Source organism: Actinomadura sp. NAK00032, assembly GCF_013364275.1.
In the GTDB taxonomy this organism is placed as follows: Bacteria; Actinomycetota; Actinomycetes; order Streptosporangiales; family Streptosporangiaceae; genus Spirillospora.
Genome location: NZ_CP054932.1, coordinates 943,961 through 969,629, shown reverse-complemented (window position 1 = coordinate 969,629; position 25,669 = coordinate 943,961). Strand labels below are relative to the sequence as shown.

28 protein-coding genes and 1 pseudogene are annotated in these 25,669 nt (G+C 72.8%); 12 read left to right on the top strand and 17 right to left on the bottom strand.

All coding sequences use genetic code 11. The annotated features are described in order from the left end of the window. Positions 1–13 precede the first annotated feature (13 nt). Complete coding sequence (locus tag HUT06_RS04590; protein ID WP_217711694.1) at positions 14–1,195, top strand: RNA-guided endonuclease TnpB family protein; 1,182 nt, start codon at positions 14–16, stop codon at positions 1,193–1,195. Between the two features lie 225 nt (positions 1,196–1,420). On the opposite strand, the gene dacB is transcribed toward HUT06_RS04590, so the two are convergent. Next, a complete protein-coding gene (gene dacB / locus HUT06_RS04585; protein ID WP_176194555.1) occupies positions 1,421–2,947 on the bottom strand; it encodes a D-alanyl-D-alanine carboxypeptidase/D-alanyl-D-alanine-endopeptidase in 1,527 nt (508 codons plus the stop codon). 140 nt (positions 2,948–3,087) lie between these two features. Continuing rightward, on the bottom strand, positions 3,088–3,555 hold the full coding sequence (locus tag HUT06_RS04580; protein WP_176194554.1) for a MarR family winged helix-turn-helix transcriptional regulator: 468 nt from the start codon (positions 3,553–3,555) through the stop codon (positions 3,088–3,090). Positions 3,556–3,645: 90 nt separating this feature from the next. Here HUT06_RS04580 and HUT06_RS04575 point away from each other — a divergent pair, with 90 nt between their 5' ends. Further along, positions 3,646–4,698, top strand: coding sequence for an amidohydrolase family protein (locus tag HUT06_RS04575; RefSeq protein WP_176194553.1), 1,053 nt, complete (start codon positions 3,646–3,648; stop codon positions 4,696–4,698). Here HUT06_RS04575 and HUT06_RS04570 read toward each other — a convergent pair. The 4 genes from HUT06_RS04570 to HUT06_RS04555 form a co-directional block, all read right to left on the bottom strand. Continuing rightward, complete coding sequence (locus tag HUT06_RS04570) at positions 4,691–5,446, bottom strand: aminoglycoside adenylyltransferase family protein (RefSeq protein ID WP_176194552.1); 756 nt, start codon at positions 5,444–5,446, stop codon at positions 4,691–4,693. The genes HUT06_RS04575 and HUT06_RS04570 overlap by 8 nt on opposite strands. Positions 5,447–5,468: 22 nt before the next feature. Beyond that, positions 5,469–6,470, bottom strand: a complete 1,002-nt coding sequence (locus HUT06_RS04565; protein WP_176194551.1) for a zinc-binding dehydrogenase — start codon at positions 6,468–6,470, stop codon at positions 5,469–5,471. A 62-nt stretch (positions 6,471–6,532) separates the two neighbouring features. Beyond that, a complete protein-coding gene (locus tag HUT06_RS04560; RefSeq protein WP_176194550.1) occupies positions 6,533–6,988 on the bottom strand; it encodes a nitroreductase family deazaflavin-dependent oxidoreductase in 456 nt (151 codons plus the stop codon). Then, entirely contained in the window at positions 6,985–7,434 is a 450-nt protein-coding gene (locus tag HUT06_RS04555) for a DUF6069 family protein (protein WP_176194549.1), read from the bottom strand. The genes HUT06_RS04560 and HUT06_RS04555 overlap by 4 nt, the downstream gene beginning before the upstream one ends. A gap of 117 nt (positions 7,435–7,551) precedes the next feature. On the opposite strand from HUT06_RS04555, the gene HUT06_RS04550 reads away from it, so the two are divergent. Continuing rightward, positions 7,552–8,025, top strand: coding sequence for a MarR family winged helix-turn-helix transcriptional regulator (locus HUT06_RS04550; protein WP_176194548.1), 474 nt, complete (start codon positions 7,552–7,554; stop codon positions 8,023–8,025). 33 nt (positions 8,026–8,058) lie between these two features. Here the strand turns inward: HUT06_RS04550 and HUT06_RS04545 are convergent, their stop codons facing one another. Further along, complete coding sequence (locus tag HUT06_RS04545; RefSeq protein WP_176194547.1) at positions 8,059–8,898, bottom strand: LysR family transcriptional regulator; 840 nt, start codon at positions 8,896–8,898, stop codon at positions 8,059–8,061. Between the two features lie 82 nt (positions 8,899–8,980). Between HUT06_RS04545 and HUT06_RS04540 the strand changes: the two genes are divergently transcribed. Continuing rightward, the gene (locus tag HUT06_RS04540; RefSeq protein ID WP_176194546.1) at positions 8,981–9,706 is read left to right on the top strand and encodes an SDR family oxidoreductase; all 726 of its coding nucleotides are present in this window, start codon (positions 8,981–8,983) and stop codon (positions 9,704–9,706) included. Between the two features lie 16 nt (positions 9,707–9,722). Here HUT06_RS04540 and HUT06_RS04535 read toward each other — a convergent pair whose 3' ends face one another. Genes HUT06_RS04535 through HUT06_RS04525 form a run of 3 tightly spaced genes read right to left on the bottom strand, consistent with a single transcriptional unit; the run spans position 9,723 to position 10,898 of the window. Then, positions 9,723–10,094, bottom strand: coding sequence for a helix-turn-helix domain-containing protein (locus HUT06_RS04535; RefSeq protein ID WP_176194545.1), 372 nt, complete (start codon positions 10,092–10,094; stop codon positions 9,723–9,725). Next, positions 10,091–10,369 (bottom strand): type II toxin-antitoxin system RelE/ParE family toxin, encoded by a 279-nt coding sequence (locus tag HUT06_RS04530; protein WP_176194544.1) that lies wholly within the window; start codon positions 10,367–10,369, stop codon positions 10,091–10,093. Before HUT06_RS04530 ends, HUT06_RS04535 begins: the two co-directional genes overlap by 4 nt. Continuing rightward, entirely contained in the window at positions 10,329–10,898 is a 570-nt protein-coding gene (locus tag HUT06_RS04525) for a carboxymuconolactone decarboxylase family protein (protein ID WP_176194543.1), read from the bottom strand. The genes HUT06_RS04530 and HUT06_RS04525 overlap by 41 nt, the downstream gene beginning before the upstream one ends. A gap of 35 nt (positions 10,899–10,933) precedes the next feature. Here HUT06_RS04525 and HUT06_RS44325 point away from each other — a divergent pair. After that, positions 10,934–12,094: pseudogene (locus HUT06_RS44325) on the top strand (RNA-guided endonuclease InsQ/TnpB family protein); the annotation flags it as partial. A 23-nt stretch (positions 12,095–12,117) separates the two neighbouring features. On the opposite strand, the gene HUT06_RS04515 reads toward HUT06_RS44325, so the two are convergent. Then, positions 12,118–12,897, bottom strand: coding sequence for an IclR family transcriptional regulator (locus HUT06_RS04515; RefSeq protein WP_176194542.1), 780 nt, complete (start codon positions 12,895–12,897; stop codon positions 12,118–12,120). A gap of 80 nt (positions 12,898–12,977) precedes the next feature. On the opposite strand from HUT06_RS04515, the gene HUT06_RS04510 reads away from it, so the two are divergent. Genes HUT06_RS04510 through HUT06_RS04490 form a run of 5 tightly spaced genes read left to right on the top strand, consistent with a single transcriptional unit; the run spans position 12,978 to position 17,053 of the window. Then, complete coding sequence (locus HUT06_RS04510) at positions 12,978–13,724, top strand: SDR family NAD(P)-dependent oxidoreductase (RefSeq protein ID WP_217711195.1); 747 nt, start codon at positions 12,978–12,980, stop codon at positions 13,722–13,724. A gap of 8 nt (positions 13,725–13,732) precedes the next feature. Then, positions 13,733–14,521, top strand: a complete 789-nt coding sequence (locus HUT06_RS04505; RefSeq protein WP_176194540.1) for an SDR family NAD(P)-dependent oxidoreductase — start codon at positions 13,733–13,735, stop codon at positions 14,519–14,521. Continuing rightward, a complete protein-coding gene (locus HUT06_RS04500) occupies positions 14,521–15,390 on the top strand; it encodes a fumarylacetoacetate hydrolase family protein (RefSeq protein WP_176194539.1) in 870 nt (289 codons plus the stop codon). Before HUT06_RS04505 ends, HUT06_RS04500 begins: the two co-directional genes overlap by 1 nt. Next, the gene (locus tag HUT06_RS04495; RefSeq protein ID WP_176194538.1) at positions 15,387–16,232 is read left to right on the top strand and encodes a fumarylacetoacetate hydrolase family protein; all 846 of its coding nucleotides are present in this window, start codon (positions 15,387–15,389) and stop codon (positions 16,230–16,232) included. Before HUT06_RS04500 ends, HUT06_RS04495 begins: the two co-directional genes overlap by 4 nt. Next, on the top strand, positions 16,232–17,053 hold the full coding sequence (locus HUT06_RS04490; RefSeq protein WP_176194537.1) for an alpha/beta hydrolase: 822 nt from the start codon (positions 16,232–16,234) through the stop codon (positions 17,051–17,053). Before HUT06_RS04495 ends, HUT06_RS04490 begins: the two co-directional genes overlap by 1 nt. Here the strand turns inward: HUT06_RS04490 and HUT06_RS04485 are convergent. Beyond that, complete coding sequence (locus HUT06_RS04485) at positions 16,995–17,429, bottom strand: hypothetical protein (protein ID WP_176194536.1); 435 nt, start codon at positions 17,427–17,429, stop codon at positions 16,995–16,997. The genes HUT06_RS04490 and HUT06_RS04485 overlap by 59 nt on opposite strands. 243 nt (positions 17,430–17,672) lie before the next feature. On the opposite strand from HUT06_RS04485, the gene HUT06_RS04480 reads away from it, so the two are divergent. After that, on the top strand, positions 17,673–19,661 hold the full coding sequence (locus HUT06_RS04480; protein ID WP_176194535.1) for a glycosyltransferase family 2 protein: 1,989 nt from the start codon (positions 17,673–17,675) through the stop codon (positions 19,659–19,661). Next, complete coding sequence (locus HUT06_RS04475; RefSeq protein ID WP_176194534.1) at positions 19,658–20,275, top strand: acyltransferase; 618 nt, start codon at positions 19,658–19,660, stop codon at positions 20,273–20,275. The genes HUT06_RS04480 and HUT06_RS04475 overlap by 4 nt, the downstream gene beginning before the upstream one ends. Before the next feature lie 4 nt (positions 20,276–20,279). Here the strand turns inward: HUT06_RS04475 and HUT06_RS04470 are convergent, their stop codons facing one another. From HUT06_RS04470 to HUT06_RS04450, 5 genes are read right to left on the bottom strand one after another with little or no spacing between them, the layout of a single operon-like run. Further along, positions 20,280–20,837, bottom strand: coding sequence for a hypothetical protein (locus HUT06_RS04470; protein ID WP_176194533.1), 558 nt, complete (start codon positions 20,835–20,837; stop codon positions 20,280–20,282). Between the two features lie 23 nt (positions 20,838–20,860). Continuing rightward, positions 20,861–22,330: a glycosyltransferase gene (locus HUT06_RS04465; protein ID WP_217711194.1), complete on the bottom strand. Its 1,470-nt coding sequence runs from the start codon at positions 22,328–22,330 to the stop codon at positions 20,861–20,863. Then, positions 22,323–22,847 (bottom strand): hypothetical protein, encoded by a 525-nt coding sequence (locus tag HUT06_RS04460; RefSeq protein WP_176194532.1) that lies wholly within the window; start codon positions 22,845–22,847, stop codon positions 22,323–22,325. The genes HUT06_RS04465 and HUT06_RS04460 overlap by 8 nt, the downstream gene beginning before the upstream one ends. Continuing rightward, complete coding sequence (locus tag HUT06_RS04455; RefSeq protein WP_217711193.1) at positions 22,844–24,067, bottom strand: glycosyltransferase; 1,224 nt, start codon at positions 24,065–24,067, stop codon at positions 22,844–22,846. Before HUT06_RS04455 ends, HUT06_RS04460 begins: the two co-directional genes overlap by 4 nt. Further along, the gene (locus HUT06_RS04450; protein WP_217711192.1) at positions 24,067–25,662 is read right to left on the bottom strand and encodes a glycosyltransferase family 4 protein; all 1,596 of its coding nucleotides are present in this window, start codon (positions 25,660–25,662) and stop codon (positions 24,067–24,069) included. Before HUT06_RS04450 ends, HUT06_RS04455 begins: the two co-directional genes overlap by 1 nt. Positions 25,663–25,669: the final 7 nt, after the last annotated feature.

Genomic DNA, 25,669 nt, shown 5'->3' with positions numbered 1-25,669 from the left:
GAAGGCCGTCCATGTGAAGCGGGCGTTCAAGTACCGCTTCTACCCGACCGATGCGCAGGCGGCCGAGTTGTCGCGCACGTTCGGCTGTGTGCGGAAGGTCTACAACCTCGCCCTTGCCGCGCGCACGCAAGCCTGGGCCCAGCAGGAACGGGTGAACTACAACCAGACCTCGGCGATGCTGACAGCCTGGAAGAAGACCGAGGAACTGGCCTACCTCAACGAGGTGTCCTGCGTCCCGCTCCAGCAGGCCCTGCGACACCTGCAGGTCGCGTTCACCCATTTCTTCGCCAAGCGGGCCGGGTACCCGCGTTTCAAGTCCCGTAAGAAGTCGCGCAAGTCGGCCGAGTACACCACCAGCGCGTTCCGGTTCCGCGACGGCGGGCTGACCCTGGCGAAGATGGCCGAGCCGCTGGCCATCGTGTGGTCCCGGCCACTGCCCGAGGGCGCCTCGCCGTCCACGGTGACGGTGTCCCAGGACGCGGCCGGACGCTGGTTCGTGTCGCTGCTCTGCGAGGATCCGTCGGTCGGGCCGCTCCCGGCCGCGGGCGCGGCCGTCGGTGTAGATGCCGGACTCGACCACCTGGTGACCCTGTCGACCGGGGAGAAGGTCGCCAACCCCCGGCATGAGCGTCGCGACCGGGAACGCCTGGCCAAAGCGCAGCGGGACCTGGCCCGCAAGGCCGAGGGCGATGGCGCCAACCGGCGCAAGGCCCGGCGGAGGGTCGCCGCAGTCCATGCCCGGATCGCCGATCGGCGGCGTGACCACCTGCACAAGCTCACCACTCGGCTCGTTCGTGAGAACCAAACGATCGTGATCGAGGACTTGGCCGTTCGGAATATGGTGAAGAACCACGGCCTGGCCAGAGCCATCAGCGATGCGGCCTGGTGGGAGTTGCGGAACATGCTGGAGTACAAGGCCCGGTGGTACGGCCGCGAAGTGATCGCGATCGACCGCTGGTTCCCCTCGTCCAAGATGTGCTCGGCCTGCGGCACCTTGCGGGACAAGATGCCGCTGAACGTCCGTACCTGGACGTGCGACTGCGGGACGACCCATGACCGGGACGTCAACGCGGCGAAGAACATTCTGGCCGTCGGGCTGACGGCGTCTGTCTGTGGAGCTGGTGTAAGACCTCAACGGAGAACTCCGGGCGGGCAGCCGGCGACGAAGCAGAAACCCCTACAGCGCGAGCCGTAGGAATCCCCTCTCGCTTCAGGAGGGGGAGATAGTCAAGAAGTCGCTCGACAAGCAGCAGCAGCAGTTGCAACTGCGCATGGACGTGCTGCCCCACGCCCGCGCCGACGCATCCGCATCCGGGCACCGAGTCGGCGGCCAAGAACATGCTCGTCGGCCCGATGGCCGCCGTGGTGGACCGCGTCCGCGACATGATCCGCGACGCCCGCAAGGGCTGACGCGCGGCGCTCAGCAGCTTCCGGCCCACGAGCATTCGAGCCGCTGGCCCGTGCCGGAGCCCCGCCGTGCGGGCGCGGTGGTACCGCCGGCGAGGCGGACGGCGATCCGGTCCTCGACGTCCTTGGGCGCGCCGCCCCGGTAGCCGTTGAGGATCACCGAGAAGACCAGCGGGCGCCCGGCGGAGCCGGTCACGTAGCCCGACAGCGCCGTGGCGCCGGTCAGGGTGCCGGTCTTGGCGTGCACGTTCCCGGCGGCGGGCGTGCCGCGCATGCGCGAGGTGAGGGTGCCGCCCTCCATCCGGTCGGGGTCGCCGGCGACGGGCAGCGCCCGGTACCAGGACGCGAACCAGGGCGCCGTCCGCACCCGTTCGAGCAGGGTGCTCACGTCCCCGGCGGTGGTGCGGTCGCGCCGGGACAGCCCCGACCCGTCGGCCATCTCCAGCCGGTCGGACGGCACGCCGAGCGAGCGCGCGTACCGCTCGATCACCGGCAGCCCGGCGTCCCAGCCGCCCTTGCCCGCCGCCTTCCGCCCGATCGCCTTGACCAGGATCTCGGCGATCGGATTGTTGCTGAGCTTGAGGAACGGGACCATGAGCCGCGACAGCGGCATGGAGTCGCGGGACGCGAGCACGGCGGCGCGCGCGGGCGTCCGGCCGCGCGCGACCTTGCCCTTCACCTGGACGCCGTGGGCCCGCAGCGCCCGCCGGAAGACGTCCGCCGCGTACAGGGTGGGCTTCCTGACCGTCCGCAGCTCGGTGAGGGTAGCGGCCCCCGCCGGATACGAGCCGCTCACCACGATGGTGTCGCTGCCGCCGGCCCGGTTGATCTTCAGCGTGGACGGCGAGCCGGCCCGTTCCGTCACGGCCCTGTTGGCGATCTTGACGGCGCCGGTGGCGGGGCTGAGCCCGACCCGGACGGGCTTGCCCACCGCGCCGGGCCGCACCGTCACGTTGACCGACCCGGCGTCGAAGTCGTCGTTCGGCGAGACCGTCAGCGCGGAGATCGGCGCGGCGTAGTAGTACTGCAGGTCGGCCGGGTCCCAGTGGGACGGCGTCCGGACGGCGTCGAACCAGGTGTCGTCGGCGACCAGATCGCCCTCCACCCGCCGGACGCCCTTCGCGGCGACCTGGCGGGCCAGCCGGTCGTAGTCGGCGGCCCGCGTCGTCGGGTCACCGGTCCCCTTGAGGTACAGGTCGCCCTTGACGGACGAACCGGACACGGCGGTGGCGTGCACGCTCGTCCGGAACCGGTACCCGGTGCCGAGCACCGACAGCGCCGCGCTGGAGGTGTAGAGCTTCAGGTTCGAGGCGGGCATCACGGGCTTCCCGGCGCCGCGCGCGTACCGCACCGCGCCGCTGCGGGCGTCGCGTACCACCACGCCCACGTCGGCGCCGTCGAGCCGGGGGTCGGCGAGGATGGCGTCGAGGTCGGTGCGCAGATCGCCGGGGGCCGCCGCCCGCGCGGGGACGGCGGGCACGGTGAGCGCCACGACTCCGGCGAGCACGACGGACGAGACCCGCACAAGGTGACCGAGCATGAGCCGAGCGTAAGGCCCTAGCGGTCACGGTCAAGCGTCTTCGCACAACACGACGTAATCGTGTGCTCCAGCACGTACGCGGTAACCGGCCAGCCGGTGTGCCCGGGTGGACGATCGGGCGGACCACGCTGGACGACGGTTCAGGCGGTGGGCTCGGCCAGGCGGCGGAGCAGTGAGACGAGCTGGTCGCGCTCGTCCGGCCGGAGGCGGCCGAAGATGCGCTCGCCCACATCGGCGCCGGCGCGGCGGGCGCTCGCCAGGGCGCGCCGGCCGGCGCCGGTCAGCGTGATCGAGTACGCCCGGCGGTCCTGCGGGGCCCGCTCGCGCCGGACGAGCCCGCCGGCCTCCAGCTCGTCGACGGCGCGCACCATCGTGGACTTGTCGATCCCGGTGAGGTCGATGAGGCGCCGCTGGCTGGACGGCCCGTACATGTCGAGGGCGAGCAGCATCGCCAGCCCGCGCACGTCGATGCCGAGCGGGCGCAGCTCGCCGTTCATCTCGTGGCGGCTCCGGTTGTGCGCGGCGGCCAGCAGCATGCCGAGCCCCACGTGCGGCGCGGCGGGGTCGTCGTCCGCGGCCAGGATCCGTTCGAGCAGGTCGTCGAGCATGGACCCATGATAGGGCGGTCTGATATCGTCTCAGCTGAGACTTTCTCATTCGAGAATGTGGTGGGCGGCGCATGACCGAGGGAGACGCGCATGCCCGAGATGACCCGCCGCCGCGCCCTGCAGGCGTCCGGCCTGGCCGCCGCGGCGGCCGCACTGCCCGCCCGCGGGGCCGCCGCAGCCGCGCCCCGCCCGGCGCGCGGCAGGATCGACACCCACCACCACGCCGTCCCACCGAAGATGCGGGAGTGGGCGGTCGAGCAGGGCATCATCCCTGCGGAGGGCGGCCCCGCCTGGGCCCAGTGGACGCTGGAGAGCACGCTGCGGACCATGAACGCCAACGGCATCGCCGCCGGCGTCGCGTCCGCACCCGTCCCGGCCGAGATCTTCCAGGACCGCGCGACCGCCGTCGCGGGCGTCCGGGTGTGCAACGAGTCGCTGGCCGGACTGGTGCACGACAACCCCACGCGCTTCGGCTTCTTCGCCAACGTCGCGATGCTCCACCCGGACCTCGCCGTCCGGCAGGCCGCCCACGCGCTGGACGACCTCGGCGCGGACGGGGTCCTGCTCAACACCTCCGCCGACGGCCACTACCTCGGCGACCCGATGTTCGAGCCGCTGTTCGCCGAACTCGACCGCCGCCGCGCGGTCGTGTTCACCCACCCGGTCGCGCCCAAGGGCATCGTCGAGGTGCCGCTGGTCGGCGACTGGCTCGGCGACTTCCTGCTCGACACGACCCGCACCGCGCTCAGCCTCATCGCCGCCGGGACCCTCGACCGCCACCCCGACATCTCGATCATCCTGTCCCACGGCGGCGGCTTCCTGCCCTACATGGCGGGCCGCGCCGAACGCTGGGGCCGCGAGGACAATGGGCCGGACCCGGCGAAGATCCGTCCCGCGCTCCGCCGCTTCCACTACGACACCGCGCTGCCGACGTCCCCGTACGCCAGCCCGACCCTGCTCAACGCGGCGGGCGCCGACCGCGTCCTGTTCGGCACCGACTGGCCCGCCAACTCCGCCCACGAGGTCACCCTCAACACCAGGGACTTCGACCGCGACCCGGCCCTGAGCCGCCGCGCCCACCAGGCCATCACGCGGGGCAACGCCCTCCGCCTCCTACCGAACCTGGCCTCCCGGCTCAGGTGACCAACCGGTCGATCTCCTTGAGGACGAACTCCGCGTGCGGACGCACCCGTCCTCGCAGCGCCTCGGTCCAGGTCTCATCGGCGTAGTGGCTGCCGAGATACAGCTGCCGTGCGTGCGCGAGGACGGGACGGTGTTCGGGCGGGAGCCGGTCGAGGGCCCAGTCGGCGGCGGCGTCCTTCGGCTTGATCTCGCCGGTGGCGAGCGTCGCCCAGATGCGCGCCAGGGTCAGCAGGACGTTGCGGGTGTCGTCGTCCAGCTCGTCGAGCAGGTCGGGGATGCCCGCGACGCTCGCCCGGACCAGGTCGGCGTGCGGGACGGGCGCAAGTACCCGGCCCGGCCGGGGACCGGTCAGTGGACGATCCCCGGCCAGCACCATCGTGATCAGCAGGGCCAGATCAGGCATCGGCTCCGGCTGGGGAACCTTCCCCGCCAAGTACTCATCTCGCAGCCACTCGCCGTACAGGAAGTCGCAAACAGGCGGGTAGCGCCAAGGCCGCACCTCGGCCTGGACGACCACGACCAGCTCGACGGGCCGGACGCCGTCCCCGATGCCGGAGACGCGGAGCAGACCGTCCAGCAGCGCCCGCCGCTCCCGCCCGTCCATCGACCGCCGCGAGACGACCAGCACGTCCACATCACTGGCCGGCTTGAGCCCGCCGAGCACCGAGGAACCGTGAAGGTATGCACCGACGACGTCCCCGCCCAGCACGCGTCCAGCCAGTTCCACGACATCCCGAAGCTGACTCACGCGCGCCCCCTCTCAACGACTTCTAATGCCGGACGCGAACGACGAGCTTGCCTGTGGCGCGGTTGTGCTCCATATCGTCGTGGGCCTGCCTCACTTGCTCCAGGCCGTCGTAGACGCGATCGACGGGGAAGCTCAACCGCCCCTCCGCCACCGCGTCGAGGATCTCCTGGAAGACCTCGCGGGGCAGGTCCCCGACATCGCCGAAGTAGCCCGCCAGGCGCACGCCGCGCGGCAGGTACTCGTTCGGGGAGAAGTCCCGGACCGTCCACTGGTTGGAGAGGCTGCCACCGAAGCAGGCCGTGCCGTGCACGCGCACCGCGCGCAGGGTGTCGGGCAGGGTCGGCGTCCCGACGAGATCGAGCGCGGCGTCCACACCGTCCGGAAAGAGTTCGCGAACGGCCGCCGCGACCTCACCGGTGTCAAGCAGAGGATGCTCGACACCGCGCTCTGCCAGAAAGGCAAGGCGGTCAGGCCGCCGGGTGGTGGACAGAACCGTGGCACCACGCCAGCCTGCAAGCGCGGCAGCGGCCAAGCCCACGGACGACGTGCCCCCACGGACCAGCACGGTCTGCCCCGGCTGCAGGTCCAGGCCCGTGGTGAGCGAGCCGTAAGCGGTCTGCACCATCTCCGGAAGGGCGCCCAGCACGTCCCAGGGCAAGTCAGTGTCCACAGGGATGACCTGGGCCAGCGGCACGGACGTGTACTCGGCATAACCGCCGTCGTAGGTGCGCCCCATGTCGCCCATCATCGCGACGACCTTCTGCCCGACGCTCAGCCCACTCCCGTCCGGCGCCGCATCAACCGTCCCGGCGGCCTCTATGCCCGGCACACGAGGAAAGGTGACACCCTCGCTCAGCCCAAGCCGAAGCTTCAGTTCCGAGCGGTTGAGCCCGAACGCCTCGACCCGCACACGCACCCACCCGTCCCGCAGAGGCGGCAGTGGCACCGTGACCACCCGCAGGTTGTCCACAGGCCCGGGCGCAGAAAGACGAACGGCACGCATACTCGTCGGCGACGACGTCATCGAATCACCTTCCCTCCGCGCCAAACCAACCGAACCCACCGCCGCCCCATTCCATGATCCGGCTATCTGTCTCCGTGCGGGACCTGCGGGGTGAGGATCACCAGGGGCAGTTCGCGTGCTGATACCTCCTGGTACTTGGCGTACTGGGGGAACAGTTCGGCCATGATCTGCCACAGCCGGGGCTTCTCCGCTGCGGTGGCGGTGCGGGCGGTGGCGGTGAAGTGGTCCGGTCCGACCTGCAGCGACACCGCCGGGGTGTCGGTGAGGTTGAGATACCAGGCCGGGTGGCGGTCGGCGCCGCCGTTCGAGGCGACCAGCAGGTAGCGGTCCTGGTCCCGGCCGTAGATGAGGGCGGTGCGGCGCAGCCTGCCGGACCTGCGGCCTCGCGTGGTGAGCAGCAGCGTCGGCCAGCCCCCGAAAAGGTGGCCTTCGACGCCGTCGGTCTCCAGGTAGGCGCGGATGTGGTCGGCGACCCAGGGGGTGGGGCTGTCGAGGATCTCGTCCTCGGGCGCTGTCACTGCCCGCTCCTCGCGCCAGCGCGGCGGGCCGTGGCCGTCCGGTGGAAGACGGGGATCAGCACGGCTCCGACGGCCACATGGCTGAGAGCCAGCACGGCCTTGCTGCCACCGGAGGCCTGGACGCCGATGACGGGCAGGAACGACACCGCGAGCAGAGCCAGCGCGGCGGCCGTCCAGATACGGGCCGCCAGCGGCGTCACCCGCTCCAGCGCGGCCAGCAGCGCCCAGCCGAGCAGCGAGGGGACCAGGGCGAAGACGCCGATGGCGGCCACCCCCAGGTCCCGCGGCTCTTGTCCCTTCTGCTCGACGACCAGGTCCTGGCCCAGCAGCGGTTCCCCGACCGCCCAGACCGCCAGCGCGGCCACGACCGCACCCGCCACGGCGAGTGCCCGTGCACGTCGCGTGCTCCGGAGGCCGGCGCGCCCGCGCGCGCTCACTTGCGCCATCACGACATCTCCTTCAGCTGCTACATAGTTCAGTTCATGAAGCTTTGGCCCGGGAGCGTAGCATTTACTTCAGAAGCTGAACAGTTGAGCGGCTTAATCAGTGGCTATGCTGGCCGCATGAGCTCCGATGCCGACGCCGCCACCGAAACCGGTACCGGTGGCGATGCGGATGCGGTCGTGGCCGAGCTGAGCGGCCTGGTCTTCGAGGTCACCGGGCGGCTGCGCGCGCAGTTCAACGCCGCCGCGGCGCAGCTCGACCTTCCCCCGGCCCAGGCGCTCGTCCTGACCAACCTGTCCGGCCCCGCCCCAATGCGCCGACTGGCCGACTGGCTGTCATGCGAGCCGTCGAACGTCACGGGCATCGTCGACGGCCTGGAACGCCGCGGCCTGGTGACCCGCCGACCCGCACCGGACGACCGCCGCGTCAAACACGTGGTGCTCACCGAAGCCGGCGAGCACAAACGCCGGCAGTTGCGCTCCAGTACCCACTCGCTGGCCCGAACCTTCTTCGAACTCCCCGGCTCCGACCAGCAGCACCTCCGCGACCTGCTGACACGCCTCCTGGCCGGCCCACACACCGAATCCAGCTGAGACGCCGAAGCGCCTGGCGCGGGGGCGCGCGGATCAGAGGGTGGTGGCGGTTCGGATCAGGGTGGCCAGCGGCTGGGAGCGGCTATGGGGCGGCCAGGCGATCACCGTCGTCACCCTTGGGGCGTCCAGGACGGGGACGGTGGCCAGGTCGTCCCGCAGGTGGCTTCGGCATGTCTCCGGCAGGATCGCGGCGGTGCGGCCGAGGGCGATCAGTTGAAGGAGCTGCACCTGGTCGTGCACCTCGGGTCCGGGGCCGGCCGGGTACGCGCCGTCGGAGTGAGGCCAGCGCGGGAGGGGCAGGTCGGGCAGGTCGGTGACGTCGGCCACGTGCAGGTGGGTCCGGGTGCTGAGGGGGTGCCCCGCCGGAAGGACGGCGACCTGGCCTTCCGTCCGCAGCTCCTCGGTGTCGAACCCGGCCGTCGAGTCGAACGGCAGGTGCAGCAGCGCCACGTCGGCCCGCCCGTCGCGCAGCAGCCGCTCCTGCTCGCCGGGCGCGCACAGCTGGACGTCGACGGCGACCGCGCCGGGCTCAGCGGCGTACGCGTCGAGCAGCTTCGCCAGCAGTTCGCTGGTCGCCCCGGCCTTCGTGACCAGGACCAGGCTGGGCTCGGTGTGCGCGGCGCGGCGGGTGCGGCGGTCGGCGGCGGCGACCGCGTCGAGGGCCGCGCGTCCCTCCTGCAGGAGGACGCGGCCGGGATCGGTCAGCGCGATGGTGCGGTTGGTGCGGTCGAGCAGCGTCACGCCGAGCCGGCGTTCGAGCTGCTGGATGGCCCGGGAGAGAGGCGGCTGCGCGATGCCGAGGCGCTCCGCGGCCCGGCCGAAGTGCAGTTCCTCGGCGACGGCGACGAAATAGCGTAGCTCTCGCGTCTCCACGCCTTCCACGATACCCGCCGGGTATCGCAGCCCACCCAAACGGTGTTGGAAGGACGGCCTGGAGCGCGTCCAGCATGGGGCTATGAGCGAACAGACGATCGCGCTGGTCACCGGCGCGAACAAGGGAATCGGGTACGAGATCGCGGCCGGGCTCGGCGCCCTCGGCTGGAGCGTCGGCGTCGGCGCCCGCGACGAGGCGCGCCGCGAGGCCGCCGTCGAGAAGCTGCGGGCGGAGGGCGTTGACGCCTTCGGCGTGCCGCTCGACGTGACCGACGACGCGAGCGTGCGGGCCGCCGCCGCGCTGATCGAGAAGCGGGCCGGACGGCTGGACGTCCTCGTCAACAACGCGGGCGTGACGGGCGGCGGCCCCCAGGAGCCCACAAAAGTAACCCCTGAGACCATGCGGACGGCCGTGGAGACCAACGTGATCGGCGTCATCCGCGTCACGAACACGATGCTGCCGCTGCTGCGCCGGTCGTCGTCCCCCCGCATCGTGAACATGTCGAGCACGGTCGGCTCCCTGACGCGGCAGAGCATGCCCGACGGGGAGACGGGCCCGATCTCCGCCGCCTACGCGCCGTCGAAGACGTTCCTCAACGCGGTCACCGTCCAGTACGCCAAGGAGCTGCGCGGCACGGGCATCTTGATCAACGCCGCCTGCCCCGGCTTCTGCGCGACCGACCTCAACGGCTTCCGCGGCGTCCGCACCCCCGAGCAGGGCGCGGCGACGGCGATCCGCCTCGCCCAACTCCCCGACGACGGCCCGACCGGCGCCTTCTACGACGACAACGGCGAGATCCCCTGGTAACCGACCTCTTGGGAGATCATGCCGCCGACGAGGTGTCGTCGTTACTGCGCGACGTGTCGGGAGCGGGGCCACGGTGGGGGGCGAAGGCGAAGTTGGAGTCGCCATCGTCCAGCCGGATGGTCAGCGAGGCCTCCAGCGCGATGGCGAGCCGAGTGAGGAGCGGCAGGGTGGGGACCGAGTCACCACCTTCGATGTTGGAGACCTGGGGCTGGGTCATGCCGGCGCGGCGAGCGAGCTCGGCCTGCGAAATGCCCAACGCAACGCGACGATCATGGACGGCTTGGCCAAGCGCCAGAGCGTGTCCGGCCTCGATGTAGGAGGGGGTCTCCTTGACCTCCTCACCCGAGAGCTTCTTGGTCCGGCGGGTCTTCCACTGGGAGTGGTTCACCTCGTGTCCTCCTTACCCCGGTCGTAGCCGTGCTCGGCGGGACCATGATCGGCTTCGCAGACCTTCTGCGCCTGCCGGGCCCGATCGATCTCCGCCTCCTCGCGTTGCCGGGTCTTCCGGAAAACCGTGAGGAGCACGATCCTCCGCTGCGGGGCGAGCCAGTAGGTGATCCGGACTGAACTCCCGTCCAAGACGAAGCGCAACTCGCGGACCTTGCCGCCAAGGTGTCGCAGGTCAGACGCGGAAGGTGCGCATTTGGAGGGCGAGGGTGGCATAGTAGCCGACGAGGGTGGTCAGTTCGAAGACCGTCTCACGGTCTAGGGGTGGGACGCAGGCTGACCAGGTCTCGTCGTCCACGTCGCCGGTCGTGAGGGCTCGGGTTAGGCGGAGGACGGCGGCTTCGTGCGGGTCGGTAAGGGCTAGTGGGGCGCGGGCGGCGATGGCGGCCATCTCGTCCTCCGTGAGGCCGGCGGCGCGGCCTACGGCCTCGTGGGCGGTGCGTTCGAACTCGCTGTTCCAGGCGGCGGCCACGACCAGGATCGCCATCTCGCGGGACCGTCCGCTGAGCGCCCCCTCGTAGCGGATGGCCGCGCCGAGGCGTTGCAGGGCGTCGCCGAGTGCGGGGCGCAGCAGGAACTCGTTGAAGGGGCCTGCCAGGACGCCCGAGTCAGAGACCAGGTCGAACAGGCGAGGGCCCTTGGCGCGCGGGCCCTCCGTGATCGAGCGGTAGACGGCCAGGCGGTCGCCGTCCAGTTCGTCCGGTGTGAAGGGATGCTGCCGCGCGGCGGCGTCGGTGTCCTTCATCGGATACCTGCCAGCGTGGAGACCCATCCTTCGGGGTGGGGAGGGGACGCGGAATACCGGGACATGGCGACTCTCCGGGTTTTGTCGGTGGCGGTCGGTATGTTGCGGGCGCGTCCCGGTACCGGTTGTGCCCGACCCCCGCTCAGGAGGCGGGGCTGCTGGAGCATTGCTCGCATGCCCGCTTTGTGTGGAACCTGGCTGTGGAGCAGCAGGCGTGGTGGACGCCGCGTCGGGGTCCCGCTCCGGGGTATTCCGTCCAGGCCCGCCAGTTGACCGAGGCGCGGGCTGCGTTCGGGTGGCTGGCGGCGGGGTCGCAGACGGTGCAGCAGCAGGCACTGAAGGACTTCGCGCAGGCCATGGCGAACTTCTTCGGTGGGACGCACCGGCGCCCCACCTGGCGTAAGGCCGGGGTGCATGAGGGGTTCCGGATCGTCGGCGCTCGCGGGCGTGCCTGGGATGTGCGGCGGTTGTCCCGCCGCACCGGTGAGGTGCGGGTGCCGAAGGTGGGATGGGTGCGGTTCCGCTGGTCCCGGCCAGTCCCACCGGGGGTGAAGTCGTTCCGGGTGACGCGGGACCGCGCCGGGCGCTGGCATGTCGCGTTCGCCGCGACCCCGGCTCCGGTACCCGCGCCCGGCAGTGGTGCGGCGGTCGGCATCGACCGGGGCGTGGCCATCAGTGCCGCGCTGTCCACCGGCGAAACCTCCACCGTGCCGGGCCTGACGGCTGGTGAGGCCGAGCGGTTGAAGCGGTTGCTGCGGCGTTTGGCGCGCGCGGAGGCGGGATCGAATCGGCGTGCCCGGGTCAAGGCCGCCATCGCCCGGCTGAAAGCGCGCCAGGCCGACCGCCGCAAGGACTGGGTGGAGAAGACCTCGACGGATCTGGCGCGCCGCTTCGACGTGATCGCCGTCGAGGACCTGAACATCGCCGGGATGACCCGGTCGGCGCGCGGCACCATCGAGGCACCCGGCACGGATGTGCGCGCCAAAGCCGGGCTCAACCGGGGCATCCTGGCCAACGGCTGGGGACAGTTGGTCACCCGGCTGGAGCACAAGGCACCGAGGCGCCTGGTCCGGGTCGACCCGGCGTACACGTCGCAGACCTGCAACGCGTGCGGGCACCGCGCCCGGGACAACCGCGAGAGCCAAGCGGTGTTCCGATGCGTCGCCTGCGGGCACCGGGCCAACGCCGACGTCAACGCCGACGTCAACGCCGGAGGACGTCAATGGGTCCTCAGTCTGGTGCTTATGTCGTCGGCGGTCTCGCGCAGGCGGGTGAGGATCTCGCCGTGCAGGTCGGCGTTGGTGCGGCGCATCGCGGAGACGGCGACGTTCACGGCCGCCGCCGGGGCGTCGTCCGCCCCGAACACCGGGACCGAGACCGAGCGGAGGCCCTGCGCCAGTTCCTCGTCCTGCACCGCGTAGCCGTCGCGGCGGATCTGTTCTAGCTGGGCGCGCAGTGCGGACATGTTGGTGACCGCGTTGGGGCCCGCGCCCGATGGTAGGGACGCGTCGGTGACGCGCCGGTCAAGGTCGTCCTGCGGGAGGTAGGCGAGTAGCACCTTGCCCATGGACGTGTAGGGCGCGGGCAGCGTCGAACCCACGTGCACGTTGGCGGTGACCAGGTCGGCGTTGCGCAGCCGTGCGAGGTACAGAACGCGGTCCTCGATCAGGATGCCCAGGTTGACCGTCTCGCCGGTCGCCTCCGCCAGCAGCCGCAGGGGGCGGTCGCTGAGCTGCACCAGGCTCGACCCGCGCATGGCCGCCGAGCCGAGCGTCAGCACCTTCACTCCGGGCTGGACGGACCCGTCGTGCCGCCGCTCCAGGTAGCCGAGGTCCTCCAGCGTGGAGACGATCCGGAACGCCGTGGGCATCGGGATGCCGGTCATGGCGGCGATGTCGCTCGTGCGCAGGGAGAGCGTCGGCCCGTCGAACAGGCTCAGCACCTGCAGGCCCTTGGCCAGGGCCGCGATGTGGTACCGCGACCGGTCGCTTGACGTCATGACCGGTCCCGCCGATACTCTTGGATCGTGAAATTAACTTTCACACAATGAAAGTACCGGAGAGAGGCGAGGGACCGCAAGTGGACGATTGGCTGGGCCTGCGCGGCGCCCGCGTGCTCGTGCTCGGCGCGGGCGGGATCGGCGCGGAGTGCGTCCGGGGCTATCTCGGCGCGGGCGCCGACGTCACCGCCGTCGACCGCGACCCCGCGCGGCTCGACGCCCTGCCCTCGGGCCCGGCGAAGCCGCACACGCTCGCCGCCGACCTGACCGAGCCGGGCGCGGGGGCCGCCGCCGTCCGGCACGCGGTGGAGGTGATGGGCGGCCTGGACGTCCTGCTGCACTGCGTCGGCGTCAACGACCGCCGACCGATCCTGGAGTTCACCGAGGACGAGTGGGACGGGATGCTCCGCACCAACCTGTCCACCGCGTTCGGCGCGGCGCAGGCGGCCGGCCGGCACATGGTCGAGGCCGGTGGCGGACGGCTGGTCTTCCTGTCGTCGGTGTCGGGGCATCTGGCGCACAAGAAGCACGGGCCCTACGCCGCGTCCAAGGGCGGCATGAACCAGATGATGCGGGTGATGGCGGCCGAGTGGGCGTCCAGCGGGGTCACGGTGAACGCGGTCGCGCCCGGTTACGTCGAGACGCCGCTCACCGCCGAGTACCTCGCGCGCCCCGGCGTCCGCGATGATCTGGTGCGCCTGGTCCCCGCCGGGCGGCTGGGCACGGCGGCCGAGGTCGTCGGCCCGATCCTGTTCCTTTCCTCGCCGCACGCGTCGTTCATGACCGGGCACGTCATGTACGTCGACGGTGGCCGCACGCTGGTCTAGGAGAACTCATGAGCACGGAGCAGAAGATCTTTCCGCGGTTCGCCGGGAAGACGGTGCTGGTCACGGGGGCCGGCACCGGGTTCGGCGCCGAGATCGCCGTACGCGCGGCGCAGGAGGGCGCGCGGGTCGGCGTCCACTACAACAGCTCCAAGCAGGGCGCCGAGCGGACGGCCGAGCGCGTCCGGGAGGCGGGCGGCGAGGCGTTCGTCGTGCAGGCCGACATCTCGTCGTGGGACGCGATCCGCGGCCTCGCCGACGAGGCGTTCGCGCAGGCGGGCACGCTCGACGTGCTGGTCAACAACGTCGGGGACGTGGCGACCGAGCAGATGTCGTGGCGGGAGCTGACGCAGGAGTCCCTCGACCGCGTCATCGACGTGGACGTCAAGGGCACGCTGCTGATGACGCACGAGTTCGGCTCCCGGATGCTGGAGCAGGGCCACGGCTGCATCGTGAACATCGGCTCGACGGTGGTCGTGCGGGGCAGCGCGCGGGCCCCGCAGTACGCCGCCGCCAAGTACGGGCTGCTCGGCATCACGAAGTCCTACGCGGCGGCGTTCGCGCCGTCGGTCCGCGTGAACACGTTCGCGCCGGGGTTCATGGAGACCGGCGCCACGCTGGAGCGCGAGGACTGGAAGTCGGGGCGCCGCGAGAAGCTCATCGCGCAGACGCCGATGGGCACGATCCCGCCGCCCGAGGTGGTCGCGGGCACGGCCCTGTTCCTGGCCACCGAGGACGCGTCCCACATCACCGGCGCCTACATGCTCGCCGACGGCGGCTTCAACATGGTGGGCGCCTGATGAAGCTGATCACCTTCGACGAGGGACGGGTCGGCCGGCTGGACGGCGACGACGTCATCGAGCTGGACGTGCCGTCCACGCGGGCGTTCTTCGAGCGCGGCGGGACGGCCGCCGAGACCGGCGAACGGCTCAAGCTGGCGGACGTGCGGCTCCGCGCGCCCATCCGGCCGAAGAAGTTCTTCCACACGGCCGGCAACTTCGCCGACCACCACGAGGAGCTGCAGGCGGTCAACTGGTCGCACCCGGTGCACAAGGGCATCGTGTTCTTCCAGAACGTGGACGCGATCATCGGCCCCGACGACCCGATCGTCTACCCCGAGCACCTCACCCGGGAGCTGGACTACGAGCTGGAGCTGGCCGTCATCATCGGCAAGCCCGGCAAGTTCTTCGGCCCGGACGAGGCCCTGGAGCACATCGCGGGGTTCACCGTGTTCAACGACATCACGGCCCGCGACATCCAGCGCCGCGAGATGGAGTCGGGCGTCTTCTCCTTCAGCAAGGCGATCGACACGTTCTGCCCGATCGGTCCGTGGATCGTCACCGCCGACGAGATCGACGACATGCAGGACCTGGCGATGCGGCTGCGGGTGAACGGCGAGACCCGGCAGACCGGGCACACCAAGCAGATGCGCGTGTCGATCCCGCACCTGGTGGCGTACCACTCGCCGCAGACCTACAGCGCGGGCGACATCGTCACCACCGGCACGGTCTCGGGCGTCGCCGCCGTCCAGCCGGACCCGTTCGACTTCTACCTGCGTCCGGGGGACGTCGTGGAGGCCGAGATCGAGGGCGTCGGGACGCTGCGCAACCCGGTGGTCTCCTGGCAGGACTCCTACGGCGAGCCCGCGCCGGAGAGGGTCGGCTGGTGAGGCTGGCGAACCTGGCCGGGCGCGCCGCGGTCGTCGTCGGCGACGTCGCGATCGACGTCGCCGGCGCCGCGGACGGCCGGTTCTCCGCCGACCCGCAGGAGGCGTTCGCCGACTGGGACGCCTTCCGCTCCTGGGCGGCGTCGCTCGACCCGGCGCTGGGCGAGCCGTTCGACCGGGCGGACCTCGGCCCGCCGGTGCCCCGCCCGCGCCAGGTCTTCGCGATCGGCGTCAACTACGCGGCGCACGCGAGCGAGGCCGGGTACCCGCCCGACACCGCGCCCGTGACGTTCACGAAGTTCCCGAGCTGCCTCGCCGGGCCGGTCTGCGAGGTCGCGCTGCCGTCCGACACGGTGGACTGGGAGGTCGAGATGGTGCTGGCGGTCTCCCGGGAGGCCGCCGCCGTCCGCCGCGAGGACGCCTGGGACCACGTCGCCGGGATCATGCTCGGCCAGGACCTGTCCGAGCGGACGTCGCAGCTCGCCGGGGCGAAGCCGCAGTTCAGCCTGGCCAAGTCGTACCCGAACTTCGGCCCGACCGGCCCGTGGCTCGTCACCCCGGACGAGTTCGCCGACCCGTCCGACCTGGCGATCTCGTGCAGCCTGTCCGGGGAGACGGTGCAGGAGGCGCGCACGTCCTCGATGATCTACGACGTGCCGGAGCTGCTCGTCCGGCTGTCGCGGGTCTGCCGGCTGTTCCCCGGCGACCTGGTCTTCACCGGGACGCCCGCCGGGGTCGGCAACGCCCGCTCGCCGAAACGCTTCATCCGTCCGGGCGAGGTGCTGGTGAGCGAGCTGGAGGGCGTGGGCGCCCTCACCCAGCGGTTCGTCGCGGGCGGGACGTGATGGAGGTCCGCGCGGGCATCGAGTACGCCGACCGGGTGGGCTACCGGCCGCTGCTGCTGGACCTGTACCTCCCGGCGGCGGGCCCGGCCCCGGTGATCCTGTTCCTGCACGGCGGCGGCTGGCGGCGCGGGTCCCGCCGCGACTTCGGGCACGCGTTCGCCGGCTGGCGGCCGTCCCCGTTCGAGCGCCTCGCCCGCGCCGGGTTCGCGGTGGCGGCCGCGGACTACCGGCTGTCGGGCGAGGCGCGCCACCCCGCGCAACTGGAGGACGTCCGCTCCGCCGTCGGCTGGCTGCGCTGCAACGGCGGCGAGTACGGCTTCGACGGCTCGACGGTCGTGGCGTGGGGCGAGTCGGCGGGCGCGCATCTCGCGGCGCTCGCCGCGCTCACCGGCCCCGGCATCGCCGCCGTGGTGGGCTGGTCCGGGGTGTACGACCTGGCCGCGATGCCGGACGGCGGCGCCCCCGGCTCGCGCGAGTCGCTGCTGCTCGGCGCCCCGGTGCGGGACGCGCCGTCGCTCGCGGCGGAGGCCAGCCCGCTCGCGCACGTCCACGGCGGCGCCCCGCCGTTCCAGCTCTGGCACGGCACCGCCGACCGGACGGTGCCGTGCGCGCAGAGCGAGCGGATGGCCGAATCCCTCCGCGCGGCGGGCGCGCGGGCCGAGTACCGGCCGGTGGACGGCGCCGACCACGTCTGGAGGAACGTCCGGGACGTGACGGCGGTCTTCGAGGAGTCCCTCGACTTCGCCCGCCGCGCCCGGCGGGTCAGTGCGCCCCGAGCTGGCGTGACGGCGACTCCGGCTCCCTGTCCCGGTGGACGGTGAAGAAGCCGATGAGCGCGGCGAGCGCCGCGACCAGTTCACCGGCCAGGCTGATCGTCTTGTCGGAGTACCACTGCGGGTCGTACATCCGCGGGATCGGCCCGAGCTGCCCGAAGTCGACGAAGTAGTACAGCAGGACGGCGCCGGCGGCGCTCGCGGCGACGAGGAACGCGATCGCGTACGTCCATCGCCGCGCCCACACCAGCACCAGGACGGCGGCGACGGCCGCCGCGATCGCCTGCGCGCGGAAGAGGTCGTCCCCGGGGATCACGTCGTCCGGGGTGTTCGGCCCGGGGGCCATGTCGGGCGCGAAGCGCCAGTGCACGACTGCGTCGGCCGCGAGTCCGGCGGCGACGAGGAGACGGAGAACAATGCCCATAACCATTGCACGGTGATACCCCGCCGCCGGATCAACGGGACCGCGCCTTTTCTCCCAGGGATCTTCCGGGTTCTCCCAGCTCCGGTAACGGACGGGTGGCAATACCGCTAACGGACATGGCCCCGCCGGTGAACTGTGCGAGGCAAGGTCCCGCCGCGCCGTCCGGGAGATCACGGCGGCGGGGTCAGCGCCATAGAGTTGCCTGGTAACCGCGTTCCGAAGGCGTCCGACGGTAGAGGGGCCATGAGGCAACCCCTGGTCAGTGTGATCGTGCCGGTGTTCGACTGCCGGGACACGGTGGGCCGGGCGCTGGAGTCGGTCTTCGCGCAGTCCCTCCCCGCCGAGCGCATCGAGATCATCGCGGTGGACGACGGCTCCACCGACGGCGGCGCCGCACTGCTGGACGGCCTGGCCCGCGACCGCGAGCAGCTGACGGTCGTCCACCAGCCGAACTCGGGCGGTCCGGGCGCGCCGCGCAACCGGGGGCTGGAGCGGGCGTCCGGCGAGTACGTGTTCTTCCTGGACGCCGACGACCGGCTGGGCCCGGAGGCGCTGGAGCGGATGGCGGCGATGGCCGACCGCAACGGCACCGACATCGTGCTCGGCCGGCAGGTCGGGACGGGCGGCCGCAAGGTGCCGAGGGTGTTCGGCCGGACGATCGAGCGCACGCACGTCCTCGATCCCGGCTGCGACCTGTTCCCGCGCATGTCGATGGCCGCGCTCCAGCTGTTCCGCCGGTCGCTGGTCGAGCGGGCGGGGCTGCGGTTCACCGAGGGCCTGCTGTCGCACGAGGACCAGCTGTTCACCACCGGCGCCTACCTGCACGCGAGCGGGGTGTCCGTCCTCGCCGACTACGACTGCTACTACTGGGCCGCCCGGGAGGACGGCACCAGCAGCACCCAGGTCGGCGGCGCGCCCACCGCCGCCGTCCACGAGATCGCCGGACGGGCGATGGCGCTCGTCGCCGCGCACACCGAGCCCGGCGAGACGCGCGAGCGGCTGCACTACCGCTTCCTGCAACTGGAGGTGTTCGGGCGGCTGGAACGCGGCTACCTCGGCGCGCCCGCCGAAGAGCGCGAGACCGCGCTGACCGGGGCGCGCGAGCTGCTCGACACCTGGCTCACGCCGGGGCTGGCTGCCCGCTACGAACCGCACCGCCGGGTGCTCGCGCACTGCGTCCGGCGCGGCCTCGTCGAGGAAATGGAAGAGGTCCTGCGGTTCCATCGGAGCGGGGAGCGGCCCAGTGTCCTGCTGGAGGCCGGGCGGGCGTTCGCCCGCTACCCCTTCTTCCGGGACGCCGTACTGGACGTCCCCGACGCCTGCTACGAGACCGTCCCGGTGCTGAAGTCCGCGCTGGACTCCGTCTCCTGGGAGGGCCCCCACCTGACGGTCACCGGGACGGTCGTGATCCGCGACGCCGACCAGGGGCCGCCGGACGTCCACCTGGTCGTGGAGAACGGCGACGGCGTCCGCCACCGCATCCCGTGCACGACCCGGCCGGGCGAGCCGACCGGCGGCGGCAGGGCCACCGCGTTCACGGCCGCGTTCCGTCCCGCGCCCGCCTCCTGGCCGGACGGCCGGTGGACGCTCGGCGTCGAGGCGGCCATCGAAGGCCATGTGCTGACCGCCGCGCTGACCAAGCCGAGCGGCATGGCGGTGCCGCGCGCCGGGCTCGTCGAGGCGGCGGGCCGGTGGCGGGTGGTCCGGCCGTCGCCCGGCGGCGGGCGCGGCCCGCTCGCGCTGGACGTCGGCGGCGGCCTCACCATCGCCGACCTGGGCGCGGTCGAGCTGGTCCAGCGGTCGGGGCGGCGGCTGCGGGTGCTGTGCGAGCCGCCGCCGGTGCTGGCGTCCGTCCCGCCGCCCGGCATGAGCGTGCTGCTCCGCCGGGCCGGTGACGGCGGCGTGCTCCGCACCCCGCTGGTGACCGACCCCGGCCGGCCGGACCGCCGGTTCGCCGACCTGCCGCTCACCGGCGTGCGGCCCGGACGCTGGCGCGCGTCCATCGAGATCGACGGTGTCGGCGGGCCCGTGAAGGTCCGCGTCCCGGACGGCGGCGGCCTGCTCGGGCCGATGACCGCGTCCCTGCTCCCGCCGCGCCGCGCCCACGTCCGGCTCGACCTGGACCCGGTGACCGTGCACGTCACGGCGCCGCTCGCGGCCCGCCTGCGGCGGCTGCGGCGCAGGCCGGCGGTGCCCGGCATCGATCAGAACGTCAAGGAAGGCAGCGCATGACACCCCGCATCACGCCGAGCGCCCAGGTCGATCCGAGCGCGAAGCTCGGCGACGGCACCACCGTGTGGGACCTCGCCCAGATCCGCGAGAACGCCCGGCTGGGCTCGGGCTGCATCGTGTCGCGCGGCGCCTACGTCGGCGCGGGCGTCCAGATCGGCGACAACGTGAAGCTGCAGAACCACGCGCTCGTCTACGAGCCCGCCGTGTTGGAGGACGGCGTGTTCGTCGGCCCTGCCGTCGTCCTCACCAACGACCGCGAGCCCCGCTCGGTGGACCCGGACGGCACGCTGAAGCGCGGCGGCGACTGGGAGGCGGTCGGCGTGCACGTCGCCGAGGGCGCCTCGCTCGGCGCCCGGAGCGTGTGCGTCGCGCCGGTCCGGATCGGCCGCTGGGCGATGGTCGCCGCGGGCGCGGTCGTCACCCGGGACGTCCCCGACTTCGGCCTGGTGGTGGGCGTGCCCGCGCGCCGCGTCGGCTGGGTCGGCCGCGCCGGAGCGCGCCTGACCGAGGGCCCGGACGGGACGTGGGAGTGCCCGCGCACCGGCGAGCGCTACGTCGAGAAGCCCGCCGAGGACGGCACGCCCGTCCTCACCGAGGCACCTGAGGCGTCCTGAGCCCTCAGGGCTTGGCGTCCAGGGTCCGGTCCTGGCGGGTCGTGACGACGATGTCCGGGTGCAGGCGGGCCAGCCGGCGGCCGAGCGGCACCGACGTCCGGTCCATCACGACGACGCGGGTGAGCCGGGCGGGGTCGAGGCCGCGCAGCACCCGCCGCCGCGCGATGCGGGCCAGCAGCATCGGCCGGACGTGCCGGTAGAACGGCACGAACAGCCGCCGGTGGACGCCCACGGACAGCCTGGTCCGGGCCGTGTTCAGCCGGGCGCCGGGACGGCCGAGCCCCGCCACCGGCCGGACGATGACGCGCGGCATCCGCGTGACGATCGTGTGCTCCAGCCAGGGCAGCGGATGCCGGGCCTCCGCCCGGTCGATCCGGTGCAGCCGCACCCGCCCGTCCAGCTCGTCCCAGCCGTCCGGTTCCGCCGTCACAAGGTCGACCTGGGCGCCCTCCTCGTCCACGAAGTGGCCGGCCAGGCCGATGATGCGCTTGTACTGGCGCTGGGCGGGGACGGTCGGCTTCGGATCCATGGCGAGCCGGGGGTCCAGGGCCAGGACAAGCACTCGCGGAGCCCGCACTTCGCCGTTCACTGAGAACCACCCCGTCCCGCCACGCCGCGCCTGCGCACGGCAAGTTCGGTGAGCCGCGCGATGAGCGGCTCCAAGGTCACGTTCCGGGAGAAGCGGCCCGCGTACTCGCGGGCCTCGGCGACCTGCCGCCCGTCCAGCCCGGCCGCGGCCTTCGCCGCCGCCGCCATCGACACGGCGATGTCCGCCGGGTCGAGCCCGCCCGGGTTGAACCACAGCGGGTAGCCGCGCAGCAGCTCCTCCGCCGCCGACCCCGGGGTGTGGACGGACACGATCGGCCGCCCCGCCGCCATGTACTCGAAGATCTTCCCGGAGGTGACGTAGCGGCCGCCGCCGTTGAGGAACACCAGGACGTCGGAGTCCCGGTAGACGCCGGCGAGTTCGGTCTTGGACACCGGCCCCCGGTAGCGCACGCCCGGCGCGAGCACCCCGTCGTCCTCGGCCCCCTCGCCGCCCCCCTCGCCGGGTTCCGCGCCGGCTCGGCCGGCGACGGCCGCGGCGGCGGCGAAGCGGTTGCGGAGCACCTTGACGGAGGCCTTGAAGAAGCCGAAGTACCCGTAGAAGTCGAGGGACGCGTCCGCCATGTCGGGATGCTCCCGGGCCCGGGAGAACCCCTCGACCAGCGGCTCGATGGGCTGCTGGTCGGTGACGGTGCCGACGTAGGTGAACCGGGGCGCGTGCCCCTCCGCCGCCGCCCCCGCCGCCTCGCGGGCCGCCGGGGGCGGCTCGGCGATGCTCGGGAGCGTGTCGGCGTCCCACCCGTTCAGGACGGTCATCATCCGGTCAGCCGCGTGCGGGTGCCGGTCCGCGTGCCAGGCGCGCTGCGCGTCGTTGACGTACAGCGAGTTCGCCGCCGCCCCCAGCACCCGGCCCTCCCACCGCCAGGCGGGATGCCCGTCCTCGAACCTCGGCTCCTCGGAGAACTGGTCGAGGGTCCAGGAGTCGCGGTAGTCGATGATGTAGGGCGTGCGGGTCAGCTTGTGGAACAGCCAGGCCGCGCCGAACGAGGCGAACGGGTTGCCGGTCGCGAGCACCACGTCGAACCTGCGCCGCGCGTGCATCCGCAGCGCCTTCCGGACACTGGCCCGCGCCCACGACGCGTAGTGCTCGGGGAAGACGTGCTCCTGCCCCCACGTATAGAGCGACTGCGCCAGGAACGGGAACCTTGCCCGGAACCCGCTGTACTCCCGCAGATCGGTCTCCCACACGAACCGGTTCAGGCTCGGCCGGACGAGCGTGATCCGCGGGTCGACGGTGTCCATGAGCTTGTCGTCGACCGAGCCGATCGTGTCGTAGAGGAACGGCAGCGGCGCCGCGAACACCGTGACGTCCCAGCCCAGCTCGACGAGCCGGTTCGCGGTCGCACGCGGCCGGTACACGCCGCTCGCGCGGGACGGCGGGAAGTAGAAGGCCAGGTACAGCAGGCGCGGGCGGCGCCTGCCCCTGGGTTCGGCCGGGCGTTCAGTCATGGGATCGTCCTCCGGCGATGGTGTAGGCGGGCCGCGCTCCCGCGCCCGCGATCACGTCGGCCAGCTCGGACACGGCCACCAGCGACTGCGGGTCGCCGATGACGACGAGGTCGACGGACCGGCCGCGCAGCAGCTCCCGGTCGACGATCCGGCGGCGGATCGCGGCCGGGTCCCGCCGGTGGCGGCGGGCCAGCCGCCGGTCGACGGGACGGGCCACCCGGTCGCGGAACCCGGCGTTGAGCCGGTCGCCCACCCCGCGCAGCGGGCCGGGAAAGCATACGCGCAGCACCAGTCGCGGCAACCTGAACAGCAGGAACTGCTCCAGCGCCGGACGGTGGCGGCGTTCGAGCGCGGGCAGGTCGACGGTCTCCACGCCGTCCGGGAGCGGCTCGCCGGCCCACGCGGACGCCCTCCCGACGACCACGGTCGCGGTGCCGCCGTCCGCGCGGACCCGCGCGCACTCCCGGACGACCGCAGGCCGCCGGGTGCCCCCAAGGGCCACGAACACGACGTTCACCGTCCCCCTCCCCCGTCGGGGTCCTCCCCGAACCAGTGCCGGTGGTGCGCCCCGGCCACCGCGCCGTACCCGAAGCGCTCGTCCAGGACGGCGCGGGCCTTCGGCAGGTCGAGGCCGTCCGGGAAGCGATCGCGCAGGCGGCGGTAGCCGGCGGCGATCGAGCCGGGGTCGTCCTCGACGTCGATCATTTCCCCGGCGGCGTCCTCTATGCCGGCGAGCGTGCGCTCGGGGCCGCCGCAGCGCGTGACGAGCACCGGAGTCCCCGCCGCGACCGCCTCGATGACCGTCACGCCGAACGTCTCCCAGCGGGCCGGGTGGACGAGCAGGTCGTGATCCCGCATCAGCCGCGCGGCCTCGTCCGGAGCGACGGCTCCCGGGAACGACACGGCGTCCGCGACGCCGAGTTCGGCGGCCCGCGCCGCGAGCCGGGCGCCGAGCACCCCCGCGCCCGCCATGGTGAGCGTCAGCGCGGGGTCCTCGGCGCGGCACGCGGCGAAAGCCTCCAGCAGCAGCTCGACGCCCTTCCGCTCGACCAGGGCGCCCACATACAGCCAGCGGCGCAGCTCCGCGACCGGACGAGCCCGGGGCGCTTCGAACGACACCGGGTTCGGGATCGTCTCGATCTTGCCGGCGGCGTCCGGGAAGGCGGCGGCGAGCTTGTCGCGCAGCACGTCCGTCACCGCGAAGAAGCCGGTGCACCGGTCGAGCACCTGCGCGTACAACGCCCGCGAGTCCGGCTGGTCGAGCACCTTGTCGATGAAGGACGCGTGCTCGGTGACGAACACCCGCGCGTCCGGCCGGGCGTTCTCCAGGGCCGTCCACCCGCCGCGCAGCCCCACGTGCGCATGCACGACCGGCGCCGGGACCGGTTCCCCGCGCAGCGCCTCACGCAGCCAGCGCGCGTGTTCGCGGGCGAGGTCGGCGAAGGTGTACTCCGGGACCGTCGGCACCGGGACGCGCAGCAGCCGGGCGCCCGCGACCGCCGGCTGCGGGCGCAGCGCGACGGGCAGGAGCCGCCGGTGCGCCGCCCGCGCCGCCTCCACCTGAGCCGCCGGCTCCCGCATCAGCCACGCCTCGGTGTGGTAGACGGTGACGTCGCCGCAGCCCGGCGCCGTCGCCTCCACCATCGTCTGGACGAACGCCCCGGCCCACTCCTGCAGCGGGTTCGGATACCAGGGCGTGACGACGGCGACGTCCCTGTCGCCTGCTCGCTGCGCCATCAGTCCTGGCTGGCCACGAGGCGTTCGGCGGGCATGCCGGCAGCCGACCGGCCGAGCCGGGCCGAGGACGGCAGCAGCCCGGTGTAGACGGCGTCCAAGACCTCGGCCTGCGCCTCCCACGTCCAGTCGCGGAGCAGGTCGGACCGCTCGTCGTACACGTCGCGGTACCGCTGCGGGTCGGCGAGCACCGCCTCGACCGCGCGCACGTAGTCGTCCAGGTCCTGGGCGCGGAAGACCTCGCCCTGCCCGGTCTCCCTGACCATCCCGCCCATCGCCCGGACGTCGCTGACGACGATCGGCAGCCGCGCGTGCGAGTACTCGAAGAACTTCGTGATCAGCGCGATCTCGTGGTTCGGCCAGTGGTGGATCGGGATGACGCCGAGGTCGGCCGCCGACAGGAACTCCACGACCTGGTCGAACGGCACGTACGGCAGGACGTGCAGCCGGTCGGCGACGCCCAGCTCGGTGGCACGGGCGAGCAGCCCCCGCATGTACTCCGACCGCCCCGTGGCGACGACCAGCGCGACGTGGAGCCGCGGCAGCCGCGGCAGCGCCTCGATCATGATGTCCAGGCCGCGCTGCACGGACGCGCTGCCGCTGTAGACGGCGATCGGCACGTCCGGCCCGACGCCGCACAGCTCCCGCATGTCGGGCACCGGGTCGGCGCTCGTGGGCTCGCCTCCGGTGATCGGGGCGTTGAGCACCACGGTCGGCTCGTCCCGCAGCCCGTGCCGCTCGACGAGCAGTTCGCCGAGCGCCGCCGAGACGGTCACCACCGCGTCCGCGTCCCCCGCGTACTCGCGCTCGTGCGCGCAGACCGCGGGGTGCCAGCGCGGCCCGGCGCCCCATGGCCGAATGCCGGGCAGGAACTCGTGCGCGTCCCACACCAGCTTCGTGTTCCGCCCCTTCGCCCGCGCCCGCCGCACGGCCCGCGCGCCGACCCCGAGCATCCGGAAGTCGTTCGCGTGCACGATGTCGGGTTCGAGCGCGTCGATGATCTTCCCGTACGCGCTGTCCCAGTCCCACAGGTTGCGGTCGAGGACGCGCCAGGCCCGGTCGCCGAGGACCGCCTGCCAGAACCTGATCGGGAGCCGCTCCAGCGGCGCGCGCGGGTTCTCGCGCGCCGCGCTCAGCGCGCCGGTCTGCCGCACCCGCAGCGCGACCCACCGCGACTGCGTCTTCGCCGTGACGCGCCGCGCCATCAGCCACGCCTTGCGCACCGGGCCGCGGCCGCCAGGGGCCAGCCTGGACGCGGCGAGGTCGGCGCGCCGCGACTGGACGAGCCGGCGCCGGTAGTCCGCCACGCTCGGGTGCCCGTACGCGAGCGGGCGGCGGAGCGTGGCGCGCAGGACGCCGTGCCGGTCGCGCAGGAGCGTGTGCTGCAGCGGGACGAGCCGGACGTGCGCGCCGCCCAGCGTCCAGGAGCGCCGCCGCCTGCTCGGCGCGGCGCAGCCGAGGAGGTGCACCTCCCAGCCGGCCCCGGCGGCCGACGCTGCCGCCTTCTGCACCCGCGAGTCCCGTTGGACGTCGTTGTCGACGAGCATGACGATGCGGCCGCGCGACTCCTCGGCCGCCGTGTCGTCTTCGTTCTGCATGCGATGC